Raw genomic sequence first — 14,851 nt, 5'->3', positions numbered from 1 at the left:
CGCCGGTCAGTCGCGGGTCAGCTTGCGGTAGGTCACCCGGTGCGGCCGGGCGGCCTCCGCGCCGAGGCGGTCGATCTTGTTCTTCTCGTACGCCTCGAAGTTGCCCTCGAACCAGAACCACTTCGCCGGGTCCTGGTCGTCGCCCTCCCAGGCCAGGATGTGCGTGGCGACGCGGTCCAGGAACATCCGGTCGTGGGAGATGACCACGGCGCAGCCGGGGAACTCCAGCAGGGCGTTCTCCAGGCTGGAGAGCGTCTCCACGTCCAGGTCGTTGGTCGGCTCGTCGAGCAGGATGACGTTGCCGCCGATCTTCAGGGTCAGCGCCAGGTTCAGCCGGTTGCGCTCGCCGCCGGAGAGCACCTTGGTCGGCTTCTGCTGGTCCGGGCCCTTGAAGCCGAACGCGGCGATGTACGCCCGCGACGGCATCTCGACCTTGCCCACCATCAGGTAGTCCAGTCCGTCGGAGACGACCTCCCAGACGGTCTTGTCGCCGTTGAGGCCCTCCCGGTTCTGGTCGACGTACGACAGGGAAACCGTCTCGCCGACCCGGACCGACCCGCCGGTCGGCTGCTCCAGCCCGACGATGGTCTTGAACAGGGTGGTCTTGCCGACGCCGTTCGGGCCGATGATGCCGACGATGCCGTTGCGGGGCAGCGAGAACGACAGGTTGTCGATCAGCAGCCGGTCACCGAAGCCCTTGCTGAGGTTGTTCGCCTCGATCACCGTGCTGCCCAGGCGCGGGCCCGGCGGGATCTGGATCTCCTCGAAGTCCAGCTTGCGGGTCTTCTCCGCCTCGCTGGCCATCTCGTCGTAGCGGTCCAGGCGGGCCTTGGACTTGGTCTGTCGGGCCTTGGCGTTGGAGCGGACCCAGTCCAGCTCCTCGGTGAGGCGCTTCTTCATCTTGGCGTCGCGACGACCCTCGACGGCCAGCCGGGCGGCCTTCTTCTCCAGGTAGGTGGAGTAGTTGCCCTCGTACCCGATGGCCCGGCCGCGGTCCAGCTCCAGGATCCAGCCGGCCACGTTGTCGAGGAAGTACCGGTCGTGGGTGATCGCCATGACCGTGCCGGCGTACTTCGCCAGGTGCTGCTCCAGCCAGGAGACGCTCTCCGCGTCCAGGTGGTTGGTGGGCTCGTCGAGCAGCAGCAGGTCGGGCGCCTCCAGCAGCAGCTTGCAGAGCGCGACCCGGCGACGCTCACCGCCGGAGAGCTGGGTCACGTCGGCGTCCGGCGGCGGGCAGCGCAGCGCGTCCATGGCCAGTTCGAGCTTGGAGTCGATGTCCCAGGCGTCGAGGTGATCAAGCTCCTCCTGGAGCTTGCCCATCTCCTCCATCAGCTCGTCGGAGTAGTCGGTCGCCATCTGCTCGGCGATCTTGTTGAACCGCTCCAGCTTGGCCTTGGTCTCGGCGACCGCCTCCTCGACGTTGCCGAGCACGGTCTTGGCCTCGTTGAGCGGGGGCTCCTGGGCGAGCATGCCGACGGTGTAGCCGGGCATCAGCCGGGCCTCGCCGTTGCTCGGCTTGTCCAGCCCTGCCATGATCTTGAGGAGGCTGGACTTACCGGCGCCGTTGGGGCCGAGCACACCGATCTTGGCCCCCGGCAGGAAGCTCAACGTGACGTTGTCGAGCACGACCTTGTCGCCGTGCGCCTTGCGCGCCTTTTCCAGGACGTAGATGTACTGGGCCACGGTGCGGGCTACCTCCGTCGGTTGCTGTCGCTGATCGGCGGCGCGGCGCGGGCTGCGAGGACCGCCCGCCGCCGCCGGCCGGGAGCCGGCCGCGCGCACGCCATCGTCAATCCTGACAGGTACGACGCGCTTCGCCCACATCACCCCGCCCCAGGAGTACGCGGGCGAGCCTCTTTGCCGACAGCGGTACTACCAATTAGCGTTCCAGTATGACCAAGAAGATCGCCATCAGCGTGCCCGACGACGTGGCCGACCGGTTGGCCACCGAGCCCAACGTCTCCGCCTTCGTAGCCCGAGCCGTGCGCCGCCAGATGGCCGGCGAAAAGACGCGGGAGGTGCTCGCGCGCGCCGGTTTCGTCATCACCGACGAGGACGTAGCCGAAGCTCATGCGGAGATGGAGCAGCTCAAGGCACGCATCACCCCCGAACTTCGTGAGCAGGCCGCCCGGCTACAGGCAGAGGTCCTCGCGGCACGGGCGAAGGCACGCCGGTGATCGCGTTCGGGTTGGCGCTGGACACGACCGCGCTGCTCTCCTACTCATCCGGCGCCAGGGATGTCGGAAAGAGGATCGCGGAGGCCGCCGACTACAACAGGGATGTTCTTGTGCCCGCACTGTGCCTCGCGGGCGCCCATGAGCGGGCCACGGCCGAGCAGTGGGAGATGCTCGAACTGCTCGGCGCGCTACCGCAGGTGCAGGTCACCCCCGTCGAACCGGAAATGTGCAGCTATCTCGGCGGTTGGTCGCGCCGGATGAACGGCCGGATGGACCTGGCCCAGTTGGCGATGGACGCCGCTGTGCACCCTCTCGTACCGATCATGACGGATCGGCGGGAGCTGCTCGGCGAGGTGCTGCCCAAGGAGTGGCCGATCATCGACCTCTGACCAGGGCGGCTGTCGAGAAGATCACCTTCAGGGTTCGGTCAGACGGAGGCGGGTAGGAGACTCCGGCACTAGGCACAAGACGCCGCAGCTACGCTCAGTACGCTCATCGCGGTGGACCCGTCAGTACCCGGAGGTGGCCGATCGTGACCGTCCGTAGCTCCTTTGTCGTAGTGGCGAACCGTCTGCCGGTCGACGAGGTGAGCACACCCGAGGGCCGGCAGTGGCGACGTAGCCCTGGCGGGCTGGTCACCGCGCTGCACCCCGTCCTCGCCGAACACAAGGGCACCTGGGTCGGCTGGGCCGGTGGCACCGGCGCGGCCCCCGAGCCGTTCGACCTGGAGGGGATCCGGCTGCACCCGGTCCCGCTCAGCGCCGAGGAGCTGGAGCGCTACTACGAGGGCCAGTCCAACGCGACGATCTGGCCGCTCTACCACGACGCGGTGGAGACACCGGCCTACAAGCGCCGGTGGCGCGAGGCGTACCGCCTGGTCAACGCCCGGTTCGCGGAGGCCGCGGCCGACGTGGCGGCCGAGGGCGCGACGGTCTGGGTGCAGGACTACCAGCTCCAGTTGGTCCCGGCGATGCTCCGTGAGCTGCGCCCGGACCTGCGGATCGGGTTCTTCCTGCACATCCCGTTCCCGCCGATCGAGCTGTTCATGCAGATGCCGTTCCGCACCGAGATCCTGCGCGGCCTGCTCGGCGCCGACCTGGTCGGTTTCCAGCAGCGGCTGGCCGCGCAGAACTTCGTCCGGCTGGCCCGGCACCTGCTCGGGCTGCGCTACGAGGGGCAGATGATCCAGGTTGACGGTCGGCAGGTGAAGGCCGGCGCCTTCCCCATCTCGATCGACACCCAGGAAATGGAGCGGATGGCCGCCGACCCGGCGATCCAGGCCCGGGCCAAGCAGATCCGCGCCGAGCTGGGCGACCCGAAGACGATAATCCTGGGCGTGGACCGACTGGACTACACCAAGGGCATCGAGTTGCGGCTCAAGGCCTTCCGGGAACTGCTGGCTGACGGAAAGTTGACAGTTCCCGACGCGGTCATGGTTCAGGTCGCCACGCCCAGCCGCGAGCGCGTGGAGCACTACCAGGCACTACGGGTCAAGGTGGAGCGCGAGGTCGGCCGGATCAACGGCGAGTTCGGCAGGGTCGGCGTGCCGGCGGTCCATTACCTCCATCAGTCGTACAGTCGCAGTGAGCTGGCGGCGATGTACGTTGCTGCCGACGTGATGATGGTGACCCCGCTGCGAGACGGAATGAACCTCGTGGCGAAGGAATACGTAGCATCACGTGCCGACCAGGGTGGAGCGCTCGTACTCAGTGAGTTCGCCGGTGCCGCCACCGAGCTTCGCCAGGCATTTTTGTGTAACCCGCACGACCCGGACGCGGTCAAGGACGCCCTCCTCCGGGCCGTGCACGTGGAGAAAACCGAGGCACGCCGCCGGATGCGGACAATGCAACGTCACCTGCGTACCCACGACGTGGGCCACTGGGCCAAGTCTTTCCTCTCGGAGCTCGGAGTTCCCGAGGCGGAGGCCGAGTGAACACGTCCGTCAACGATGGGGCGGCAATCGCCACCGGGGTCATGGACCCTGAGCTGCGCGCCGCCATCGGCCGGATCGCCCGGGTCCCCCAGCTCCTGGTCGCCTGCGACTACGACGGCACGCTCGCGCCGATCGTGGAGGATCCGAGCACGGCCGTCCCGCTGCCCGAGTCGGTGGCCGCGGTCCGCGCACTCGCCGCGCTGCCGCAGACCACCGTCGCGGTGGTCTCCGGTCGGGCGCTGCGCGACCTGGCCGCCCTCTCCCGGCTGCCCAGCGAGGTGCACCTCGTCGGCAGCCACGGCTCCGAGTTCGACATCGGCTTCGTCGAGCGGCTCTCGCCCGAGCTGGTCGCCGTTCGCACCCAGGTCCGCAACGCGCTGCGCGAGATCGCCGCCGAGCACCCGGGCATCCGGCTGGAACGCAAACCGGCCAGCGTCGCCATGCACACCCGGGGAATCGACCCGCAGGTCGCGGCCTCGGCCATCGAGGCGGTGCTCAACGGTCCGGCCACGTTCGACGGCGTCACGGTGACCCAGGGCAAGGAGGTCATCGAGCTCTCCGTGGTGGCCACCCACAAGGGCACCGCTGTCGACCAGCTCCGGACCCAGCTCGCCGCCAGCGCGGTGCTGTTCATCGGCGACGACATCACCGACGAGAACGCGTTCGGCAACCTGCACGGCCCCGACCTCGGCATCAAGATCGGCCCCGGTGACACCCAGGCCGGCTACCGGGTGGCCGACCCGCTGGAGGCCGCGCGGGCACTCGCGCTGCTGCTGGAGACCCGCCGGCACTGGCTGTTCGGCGAGCGGGCGGTGCCGATCGAGCGGCACTCCATGCTGGCCAACGGTCGTACCGTCGCGTTGCTCACCCCCGAGGCCAAGGTGAGCTGGCTCTGCCACCCCAAGCCGGACTCGGCGGCGATCTTCGCCGATCTGGTCGGTGGCAGCCCGGCCGGCCACTTCAGCATCGTCCCGGAACGCGGCGGCATCCCGCTGGGTCAGCGCTACCGCTCCGGCACGATGACAGTGGAGACCCGCTGGTCCGGGCTCACCGTCACCGACTGGTTGGACAAGCCGGCCCGGGAGACCACCCCGGACGGCCCGGCGGTCGTCACCGGTGACTCGACCCTGGTCCGGGTGCTGACCGGCGGCGGCAAGGCCCGGGTGGAGTTCGCACCACGGCCGGAGTTCGGCCAGGTGGCCGTGCAGTTGCAGCCACTCGGCGACGGCCTGCTGGTGCTCGGCTCCAACGAGCCGGTCGCGCTCTACTCCCCCGGCGTGCAGTGGGAGGTCGGCAACGACGGCGGGTACGAGACCGCCAAGGCGATCGTCGACCTCTCCGCGGCCGGCGGACAGGTCGTGCTGGAGCTGCGCTTCGGCACGCACAGCCTGGAACATCACCGGGTGCCGATCCACGAGCGTCAGGCCGCCGCCGAGCAGCCGTGGAAGGACTGGGTGGCCTCGCTGCGGCTGCCGTCCACCGCTCGTGACCTGGTCGCGCGCAGCGCCCTCACCCTGCGCGGGCTCTGCCACGAGGCCACCGGCTCGATCCTGGCCGCGGCGACCACCTCGCTCCCCGAGGAGCTGGGCGGCGTCCGCAACTGGGACTACCGCTACTGCTGGCTGCGCGACGCCGCGCTGACCGCCCGCGCCCTGGTCGACCTGGGCTCCGTCGAGGAGGCCGAGGCGCTGCTGCGCTGGGTGGACGGCTGCATCGAGCGCACCGGCGGGCACCCGGAGCGGCTGCACCCGCTCTACACCATCGACGGTTACGAGCTGGGCGCCGAGGCGGTCATCGACACGCTGCCCGGGTACGCCGGCTCCCGGCCGGTCCGGGTCGGCAACCTCGCCAACCACCAGTTGCAGCTGGACGTCTTCGGCCCGATCGCCGACCTGATCGCGGCCGTCGCCGACGCCCGCGGCTCGGTCCGCGACGACGAGTGGCGGGTCCTGGAGAACATGGTCGAGGCGGTCCGCCGCCGCTGGCACGAGCCCGATCACGGCATCTGGGAGGCCCGGCTGCCACCCCGGCACCACGTGTTCTCCAAGGTGATGTGCTGGATGACGGTCGACCGGGCGCTGCACGTGATGCGCCAGCACGGCGGCGAGGACCGGCCCGAGTGGAAGGACCTGCGGGACCGGATCGGCGCCAACGTGCTGGAGCACGGCTGGCACTCCGACGTCGAGGCGTACAGCGTCGCGTACGGGGACGAGGACATGGACGCCTCGTCGCTCTGGATCGGCCTCTCCGGCCTGCTCCCGGGCGACGACCCGCGCTTCCTGTCCACAGTCCTGCGGATCGAGGCGGACCTGCGCAGCGGCCCGGTCGTCTACCGCTACCACTGGGACGACGGCCTGCCCGGCCGTGAGGGCGGTTTCCACATCTGCACGGCGTGGCTGATTGAGGCGTACCTGCGCACCGGTCGGCGCACCGACGCCGAGGAGCTGTTCGCGCAGATGGTGCTGACCGCCGGCCCGACCGGCCTGCTCCCCGAGCAGTACGACCCGCTGGCCGAGCGCGGCCTGGGCAACCACCCGCAGGCGTACAGCCACCTCGGGCTGATCCGCTGCGCCCTGCTGCTGGACAACATGCTCAAGCAGTAGTCGACCGACAGACCACGACGGGCCGGAGCAGCGCTGCTCCGGCCCGTCGTCTGTGCCGGCACCGCCACGTCGCCGGCCCGCTGTCCTGACCCTCGCCGCACCGGCCATCGCTGGCAATCTTGGACAGTTTCCGTCAGCACGTGACGGAAACTGTCCAAGATCTCGTCCGTGAGCACCCTGGCACGCCCGACCGGTGTCGCCGGCGCGGTCGGAACGGACCCTCAGCCGTCGAGCGTGCCCACCACGTCTCCCACCACGACGACGGCGGGCGGGCGAAGGTCGGCGGCGAGCAGGTCGGCGGCCACCTCGCCCAGCGTGGACCGCAGGACGCGTTGGGTGCCGGTGGTGGCTTCCTGGACGACGGCGGCCGGCGTCTGCGGCGGCCGACCGTGGGCGATCAGGGTGGCAGTGATGGCAGCGAGGTTCTTCAGCCCCATCAGGATCACCAGGGTGCCGTGCAGACCGGCGAGGGCGTCCCAGCGCACCAGCGAGGCCGGCGAGTCGGGTGCCAGGTGCCCGGAGACCACTGTGAACTCGTGCGCCACCCCCCGATGGGTGACCGGAATCCCGGCCGCCGCCGGGGCGGCGATCGAACTGGTCACCCCGGGGACCACTGTCACCGGCACACCGGCCGCCGCGCAGGCCAGCAACTCCTCACCACCGCGCCCGAAGACGTACGGGTCGCCGCCCTTGAGCCGGACCACGACGGCGCCGGCCAGGGCCCGGTCGACCAGGATCTGGTTGATCTCCTCCTGAGCCCGGGACGGGCCGTAGGGGATCTTCGAGGCGTCCACCAGCTCGACGTCCGGGCGCAGCTCGTCCAGGAGCAGGCCGGGCACCAGGCGGTCGGCGACCACCACGTCCGCCTCGGTGAGCAGCCGCCAGCCCTTGACCGTGATCAGCTCGGGATCACCAGGCCCCGCCCCGACCAGCACCACCCGCCCGGCCCGCCGCCCACCGCCCGCACTGCCCGCACCGGTCGCGCTGGCCGCACCGGTCGCGCTGGCCGCACCGGTCGCGCCGCCCGCGCCGGCTGTGCCGGTCGCGCCGACCACGTCGGTCCCACCTGTCGCACCGGCCGAAGAGCCGGGCCGGCCCCGCGTCGAAGCGGTCCTGTCCGATCCCAGGCGGACCGCGAGCAGGTCGCGGATCGCGTCACGGACGGTCATCGCCCGTCGGGGGTCGCCGCCGCCGAGCACCGCCACGGTGACCGGACCGTGCCGGGTCACCGCCGGGGTCCAGGCGGTGGCGGCCGTGCGGTCGTCGGCCCGGATGCAAAAGATCCGCCGCTCGGCGGCGACGGCGCTCACCGAGGCCGCCGCCATCGGGTCGTCGATGGCGACCTGGACCAGCCAGGCGCCGTCCAGGTCCTCCGGTTCGAACCGGCGCGGCACCCAGTGCAGCCGCCCCGCGTCGACCTGGGCGCGCAGCGCCGGGGTCAGTTCCGGGGCCACCAGCAGGACGTCCGCACCGGCGTCCAGCAGCGCGGGCACCCGCCGGGTGGCGACCGTGCCGCCGCCCACCACCACCACCCGTCGCCCATGCAGGCGCAGCCCGAGCGGGTACGGGTTGGCGGTCATGCCGCACCGCCGGGGCGGACGGCTCGTTCGTCGCGCGCTGTCACTTCTCGGCCACCCCGGCGGAGTCGAAGGTGGCCACCTCGTGCAGCACCCGGACCGCGCCGGTGACCACTGGCAGCGCCAGCAGCGCGCCGGTGCCCTCGCCGAGGCGCAGCCCCAGGTCGATCAGCGGGTCGAGCCCGAGGTGGCGCAGCGCCACTGTGGCACCGGGCTCGGCCGAGCGGTGGCCGGCGACCATCGCGCAGACCGCAGCCGGGGCGAACGCGGCGGCGGCGAGGGCGGCCGAGACCCCGATCACGCCGTCCAGCAGCACCGGCGTGCGGCGCGCCGCGGCACCCAGGATCAGCCCGGCCAGGGCGGCGTGCTCCAGGCCACCGACGGCGGCCAGCACCCCCAGCGGGTCGGCCGGGTCGGGGGTGTGCCGGGCCAGCGCGGCCCGCACCACCGCCACCTTGTGGGCGTACGTCGGGTCGTCGACGCCGGTGCCCCGACCGGTGGCGTCGAGCGCGTCGACGCCGGTGAACGCGGCGATCAGCGCGGCGGCAGGGGTGGTGTTGCCGATGCCCATGTCTCCGGTGAGCAGGATGCCGGCACCGGCGTCGATCAACTCGTCGGCGATGCGGATGCCGGTCTGTACCGCCGCCAGCGCCTCGTCCCGGGTCAGCGCGGTGGTCACAGTGAAATCGCTGGTGCCCCGGCGGACCGACGCGACGACCAGCCGGGGCACTGCCGGGTCGAGCACTGCCGGACCGGTGACCGCCGGGTCGAGCACCGCCGGGTCGGAACCGGCCGGCGCGGCGGCCGGGTCGGTGGCCAGCGGGGTGGCCACGCCGACGTCGACGACGGTGACCGAGGCACCAGCCTGCCGGGCGAACGCGTTGACCACCGCACCGCCGGCCAGGAAGTTGCCGATCATCTGCGCGGTGACCTCCTGCGGCCAGGGGCTGACCCCCTGGGCGTGCACCCCGTGGTCGCCGGCGAAGATCGCCACCGCGGCCGGCTCGGGCAGCGGCGGTGGGCACGCCCCGGCCAGACCGGCGAGGCGTACCGAAAGCTCCTCCAGCGCGCCCAGCGAGCCCACCGGCTTGGTCAGTCGTCCGTGCAGCTCCCGGGCGGCGGCCATGGCCGCCTCGTCCGCCGGACGGATCGCCGCGATCGTGGTCTCCAGCATCATGCCTCCATGGTCTCGCGCAGCACGTCGATGAACGCGTCGGTGGTGTTTCGGTCACGTACCGCCACCCGCAGCCAGTCCGGGCCGAGGCCGGGGAACGTGTCGCCCCGGCGCACCGCCCAGCCGCGCTCGCGCAGGGCCGCCCGGATCCGGGCGGCGCCCGGCAGGTGCAGCAGCACGAAGGCGCTGGCGGGACGGCCGACGACGCGTACACCGGGCAGGTCGGCCAGTCGCGCGACCAGGTGGTCGCGGTCGGCGGCGAGGTCGGCGGCGATGGCGCGTTCGGCCTGGACCGCGACGACGCTGGCGCAGGCCGACGCGGCCGCCAGCGCGGGCGTGGAGACGGCCCAGAGCGGCTGGACGGCGGCCAGCCGGGACAGCAGTTCCGCTTCGCCGAGCAGGTAGCCGATCCGGAGGCCGGCCAGACCCCACGTCTTGGTGAGGCTGCGCACCACGAGCAACCCGGGCAGGTCGCGGCGTTCGGCCAACGACTCCGGCTCGCCGGGGTGCCCGGGGGCGGTGGTGGTGTCGGCGAACGCCTCGTCGACCACCAGCACCCGGCCGGGGCGGGCCAGCGCGGCCACCGTCCGGGCGGGGTGCAGCACCGAGGTCGGGTTCGTCGGGTTGCCGATCATCACGAGGTCGGCGTCGGCGGGCACCCGGGACGGGTCGAGCCGGAAGTCGTCGGCGGCGTCGAGCAGCACCCGCTCGACCTGGTGTCCGGCGGCCCGCAACGCGGCCTCCGGCTCGGTGAACTGCGGGTGCACCACCACCGGGCGGCGGACGCCGCGCAGCGCCTGGGCGATCAGCACGAAGCCTTCGGCGGCGCCGGCGGTGAGCAGCACCTCGTTCGGGTGACGGTGGTGTCGGGCGGCGACCGCCGCGCGGGCCGGCACCGGGTCCGGATAGCGGGCCAGGTCGGTGAGGGTCGCGGCGATCGGGTCGGCGAGCCAGGCGGGAGGCCGGGCCCGACGGACGTTGACGGCGAGGTCGATCAGGCCGGCGGTGGCCTCCGCGTCGCCGTGGTGCCCGAGGTCCGGCTCGAACCCGGTAGGTGGGGCGAGCGTGCTCGGCTGATCAGACATGTCCGCGATCCTGCCGGGAAGGTGGCCGGTGGGACAGCCGATCTCGACGTAAGCCGCGTCACCACTCGCCGGTTTAAGAGTTCTTCTCATGTACGAATCGGAAATGTCATAACTTGACCAGGTGAGCAATCGACCCCTTGCCGCCGCTGGTCGTCTCGTCCCTCTCCTGCGTGCCGGGCTGATCGCCGGAATCGTGATCGCCGCCGCCGCGTACCCACTGGTCGCCCTCACCGGGCTCGGCGCGAAGGCCACCGCGCACGCCGTGGACCAGAAGACCCGGGTGCTGAAGACCGCCCTGCCCGCCGAGACCTCGTACCTCTACGCCCCCGACGGCAAGACCGTGCTGACCATGTTCTACGAGGAGTACCGGCAGTACACCAAGCTGTCGGACATGTCGCCGAACATCCAGCAGGCGATCGTCGCGGCCGAGGACTCCCGCTTCTACCAGCACCACGGCGTCGACCCGAAGGGCGTGGCCCGGGCCTTCGTCTCGAACGCCCGCTCCGGCGGCTCCCAGGGCGCCTCGACGCTGACCATGCAGTACGTCCGGATGGCCCTGCGGGACAGCGCGACCACGCCCAAGGAGGTCCAGCAGGCCACCCAGCAGACCAGCCTGCGCAAGGTCAAGGAGATGCGGATGGCGCTGGACCTGGAGAAGGAGCTGAGCAAGGAACAGATCATGGAGCGCTACCTGAACTCGGCGTACTTCGGGCACCGCGCGTACGGCATCTACGCGGCCAGCGAGATCTTCTTCTCCAAGACCCCCAAGGACCTCACCCCGGTCGAGGCCGCCACCCTCGCCGGACTGGTCAAGTCCCCGTCCGAGTACGACCCGGCCGACTCCGACCAGAAGGAGGCCACCGGCCGGCGCAACTACGTGCTGGACCGGATGAGCCAACTCGGCTACCTCTCCCCCGACTCGGCCGCCGCCGCCAAGTCCGAGCCGATCCGGCTCAAGCTGACCACCCCACCGCACGACTGCGCCGCGGTGACGGAGAAGTACAACAGCTGGGGCTTCGCCTGCGACTACCTGAAGAACTGGTGGAGCGCGCAGCCCGCGTTCGGCGCGAACCGGCTGGAACGGATGGACAACCTGCGCCGGGGCGGCTACCGGATCGTGCTCAGCCTCGACCCGAAGATCCAGGAGGCGGCGGAGAAGAGCGTCGGCGCCAAGGACGCCACCGGCAGCCCGTTCGCCAACGGCATCGTGGTCTCCGAGCCGGGCACCGGGCGGGTGAAGGCGATGGCTGTCAACCGGACGTACTCGCTGGACCTGGCCGAGAACCCGCAGAGCTCCAACCCCGAAGCCGGGCCGAAGGTGAAGGCCAACTACCCGAACACTGTCGCGCCGCTGCTCGGCGGCGGTGACCTGGCCGGCTACCAGGCCGGGTCGACGTTCAAGATGTTCCCGATGTTGGCCGCGCTGGACTCGGGGATGACCCTCTCCACCTCGTTCAACGCGCCCTACCGCTACAAGTCGTCCGTGTACGACGGCTGGGCGCCCTCCAACGCCAGCGGGGCCATGACCGGTCAGCAGACCATGTGGTCCGGCTTCGGCAAATCGGTCAACACGTACTTCGTGTGGCTGGAGGAGAAGGTCGGCGCGGACCGGGCGGTCCGGTTGGCCGAACAGCTCGGGCTGCGCTGGCGCACCGACGTCGACCGGGAACAGGCGTCCCCGGCCAAGGCGAAGAAGTGGGGCGCGTTCACCCTGGGCGTCTCCGACGCCACCCCACTGGAGATGGCGAACGCCTACGCCGCCATCGCCGCCGACGGCCGCTACTGCGAGGCCATCCCGGTGCAAGCGATCATGAACCGGGACGGCACGCCCGCCACGTACGCCACCCCGGGCGGCCTCCACCGCGAGGTGGCCAAGCCACGGTGCCGGCAGGTCGTCAGCGCGGACGCCGCGCGGGCAGCCACCGACGCGGCCCGCTGCCCCACCGGCGACACCCCGGCGCGCGGCAGCTGCGGCGGCTGGTCCACCGCCGACAGCGTGCGGGGCACCGTCGGACGCCCGGTGGCCGGCAAGACGGGTACGACCGACAGCACCAGATCGGCCTGGTTCGTGGGCTACACCCCGGAGTTGGCGGCGGCGAGCTTCATCTCCGACCCGGACAATCCGTTCAACGCGGTCGGTGACGGGCAGTCCCAGATCCCCATCAAGGCGGTCTCGGAGACCCTGCGCGACGGCCTGAAGGGCAGCCCGACCCGCCAGTTCACCCCACCATCCGACGCCATCGTCGGCTGACCGGCGGGCGGGTCAGCGCAGGTCGGCGCGGGTCAACGGCGACTCAGCGCAGGTCGGCGGCCACGAACGACCACAGCTCCAGATCCACCCGGCCGCCGCTGACGAACCCGGCGTTACGCAGCAGGCCCTCGTAGCTGAACCCGGCCTTCTCGGCAACCCGGCGCGAGGCCAGGTTGCCGGGCGCCACCCGCAGCTCGACCCGTTGGAAACCGTGCTCCAGGATCAGCGCGATGGCCACCGCGTCGACCGCCTCGGCGGCGAAGCCGAAGCCCCGCGCGGATGCCGCCATCGCGTAGGAGATCTCGGTGAGGCGGGCACCCCAGTCGGTACGCCGGGTCCACAGCGACCCCACCACCTGGTCGTCCTCGCGCCGCACCACCGCGTAGTGGTCGCCCTCCCCGCTGTCGCGCCGCTGCCGGGCCAGATCGGTGCACCAGGCCAGCCCGTCGATCGGGCCGGAGTCGTCGGGCAGCGGCAGCCAACGCCGGGTCAGCTTGTCGGCGAAGATCTCCCCCGCCGCCGCCGCGTCGGCAGCCGTGAGCTGACGCACCTCGGTACGCGGGGTGGACACGGTCAACGCCGGGAATCGGCGCACCGCCACCTGACCGATCACACCGACACCCCGCCGGCCTGCGCGGCTACCACCTCGCCCGTCGGGTCGGCCGCCGCCGCAGCGACCAGCCGGGTGGCCGTCGCCGGATGGCTGGCCCAGTGCACGGTGAGCTGCGAGGCGTGCACGTTACGCCAGACGAAGCCCTCCGGCGCGCCGCCCTCCCAGCTCCAGGCCGGGCGCTGACCGGCGCGCGGGGTGAGCACCGCACGGTGCGCCTTGTGCCCTACCAGCACCGTGCCGCTGGCCGCGACCACGCTGTCGGTCTGGGCGGTCGCCTCCCGGTAGCCGGCCACCACCCCGTCCCGGCTGACGCCGACCGCGTCCAGGACACCGCACATCGGCAACCCGTCCAACTCCCGGGCCAGCCACAGCAGCCCGGCGCCCTCGGCGATCACCGGACGCCCGGTCCGCGCCAACTCGGCCACCGCGATGCAGAGCCGCCGGTTGGCCGACAACTGCTCGGCGTACGCCTCGGGCAGCGCGCCGCCGACGACCAGCGCGCGGGTGCCGACCGGCAGCGCCTCGTCGCGCAGCGGGTCCAGGACGACGACCTCGGCGCCGGCGGCCCGGAGCAACTCCGCCGTCTCCGGGTGGCTGAAGCTGCCGCCCGGCCCACCGGTCACCGCCACCAGCGGACGGTTCGCCGGGGGTGTGAACGCGCCGATGGCCTCCTCGGGAGACCAGGCGGGTGCCGGTAGCGGCGGGGCGGAGCGGGCCAGCCCGAGCAGCCGTTCCAGGTCGACGGTGGCGGCGACGGCCTCGCCCAGCCGGCGGACCGCCCGGACGGCGTCGGCCGAGTCGTCGACCACCGGCGCCACCCCGTGCCGCCGCGACGGCAGCACCGCCGGCAGGTCCTGGCGCCGCAGCGCGCCGTAGACCGGCACCCCCACGTCGTCCAACGCCTCGCGCAGCATCCCCTCGTGCCGCGACGACGCCACCCGGTTGAGGATCACCCCGCCGAGCCACAACTGCTCGTCGTACGAGCGGAACCCGTGCACCAGGGCTGCCACCGACTGACCCATCGCGGCCACGTCGACAACGAGCACCACCGGGCTGCGCAGCGCGGCGGCCGCGGCGGCGGTGGACTCCTGCTCGGGACGGCCACCGACCGAGTCGTACAACCCCATGCTGCCCTGCACCACGGCGAGCCCGGCACCGGTGGCGCCGTGCGCCACCAGCGGGGCGAGCCGGTCGACGCCGACCAGCCGGGGGTCGATCACCCGGCCCGGCCGACCGGAGGCGAGACCGAGGTAGGCGGCGTCGACGTGATCCGGCCCGAGCTTGAACCCGGCGACGTCGACCCCGCGCTCGGCCAGGGCGGCGAGCAGCCCGATCGCCAGCGCGTTCTTACCGTGCCCAGAGGACGGCGCGCTGAGCACCAGGCGCGGCACGACGGTCATCATCGACTCCTCGCGAGCGGCGGCGGGTACGCGACGGG

General features: G+C 72.0%; 11 protein-coding genes. 5 read left to right on the top strand and 6 right to left on the bottom strand.

What is annotated here, in order from left to right; genetic code table 11:
• Positions 1-6 precede the first annotated feature (6 nt).
• A complete protein-coding gene (ettA, locus tag IF22_RS0118005; RefSeq protein WP_030333455.1) occupies positions 7-1,683 on the bottom strand; it encodes an energy-dependent translational throttle protein EttA in 1,677 nt (558 codons plus the stop codon).
• Between the two features lie 209 nt (positions 1,684-1,892).
• Here ettA and IF22_RS0118000 point away from each other — a divergent pair, with 209 nt between their 5' ends.
• The 4 genes from IF22_RS0118000 (at position 1,893) to otsB (ending at position 6,713) form a co-directional block, all read left to right on the top strand.
• The gene (locus IF22_RS0118000) at positions 1,893-2,177 is read left to right on the top strand and encodes a hypothetical protein (RefSeq protein WP_156057614.1); all 285 of its coding nucleotides are present in this window, start codon (positions 1,893-1,895) and stop codon (positions 2,175-2,177) included.
• Positions 2,174-2,566 carry a hypothetical protein gene (locus IF22_RS33795; protein WP_051708584.1) on the top strand — a complete coding sequence of 131 codons (393 nt, stop codon included), beginning with the start codon at positions 2,174-2,176 and terminating at the stop codon, positions 2,564-2,566. Before IF22_RS0118000 ends, IF22_RS33795 begins: the two co-directional genes overlap by 4 nt.
• Positions 2,567-2,709: 143 nt before the next feature.
• Positions 2,710-4,110 (top strand): alpha,alpha-trehalose-phosphate synthase (UDP-forming), encoded by a 1,401-nt coding sequence (locus tag IF22_RS0117990; protein WP_030333449.1) that lies wholly within the window; start codon positions 2,710-2,712, stop codon positions 4,108-4,110.
• Positions 4,111-4,151: 41 nt separating this feature from the next.
• Positions 4,152-6,713 (top strand): trehalose-phosphatase, encoded by a 2,562-nt coding sequence (gene otsB, locus IF22_RS0117985; protein WP_051708603.1) that lies wholly within the window; start codon positions 4,152-4,154, stop codon positions 6,711-6,713.
• Positions 6,714-6,934: 221 nt separating this feature from the next.
• Here the strand turns inward: otsB and cobA are convergent, their stop codons facing one another.
• The 3 genes from cobA to cobC are packed head-to-tail and all read right to left on the bottom strand — an operon-like array spanning position 6,935 to position 10,549.
• The gene (gene cobA / locus IF22_RS0117980; protein ID WP_030333446.1) at positions 6,935-8,293 is read right to left on the bottom strand and encodes a uroporphyrinogen-III C-methyltransferase; all 1,359 of its coding nucleotides are present in this window, start codon (positions 8,291-8,293) and stop codon (positions 6,935-6,937) included.
• 40 nt (positions 8,294-8,333) lie between these two features.
• Positions 8,334-9,464 carry a nicotinate-nucleotide--dimethylbenzimidazole phosphoribosyltransferase gene (cobT, locus tag IF22_RS0117975; protein WP_030333444.1) on the bottom strand — a complete coding sequence of 377 codons (1,131 nt, stop codon included), beginning with the start codon at positions 9,462-9,464 and terminating at the stop codon, positions 8,334-8,336.
• Positions 9,464-10,549 (bottom strand): Rv2231c family histidinol phosphate aminotransferase CobC, encoded by a 1,086-nt coding sequence (cobC, locus tag IF22_RS0117970; RefSeq protein WP_030333442.1) that lies wholly within the window; start codon positions 10,547-10,549, stop codon positions 9,464-9,466. Before cobC ends, cobT begins: the two co-directional genes overlap by 1 nt.
• Positions 10,550-10,670: 121 nt before the next feature.
• On the opposite strand from cobC, the gene IF22_RS0117965 reads away from it, so the two are divergent.
• Positions 10,671-12,800, top strand: coding sequence for a transglycosylase domain-containing protein (locus tag IF22_RS0117965; protein WP_030333439.1), 2,130 nt, complete (start codon positions 10,671-10,673; stop codon positions 12,798-12,800).
• Positions 12,801-12,843: 43 nt separating this feature from the next.
• On the opposite strand, the gene IF22_RS0117960 is transcribed toward IF22_RS0117965, so the two are convergent.
• Together IF22_RS0117960 and IF22_RS0117955 are read right to left on the bottom strand one after the other, a co-directional pair.
• Positions 12,844-13,413 carry a GNAT family N-acetyltransferase gene (locus IF22_RS0117960; RefSeq protein ID WP_030333437.1) on the bottom strand — a complete coding sequence of 190 codons (570 nt, stop codon included), beginning with the start codon at positions 13,411-13,413 and terminating at the stop codon, positions 12,844-12,846.
• Complete coding sequence (locus IF22_RS0117955) at positions 13,410-14,813, bottom strand: cobyrinic acid a,c-diamide synthase CobB (RefSeq protein WP_051708602.1); 1,404 nt, start codon at positions 14,811-14,813, stop codon at positions 13,410-13,412. The genes IF22_RS0117960 and IF22_RS0117955 overlap by 4 nt, the downstream gene beginning before the upstream one ends.
• Between the last annotated feature and the right edge of the window lie 38 nt (positions 14,814-14,851).

The organism is Micromonospora parva, from assembly GCF_000718515.1.
In the GTDB taxonomy this organism is placed as follows: domain Bacteria; phylum Actinomycetota; class Actinomycetes; order Mycobacteriales; family Micromonosporaceae; genus Micromonospora; species Micromonospora parva.
The sequence above is the reverse complement of the archived record's forward strand: the minus strand, read 5'-3'. Positions and strand labels throughout refer to the sequence as shown.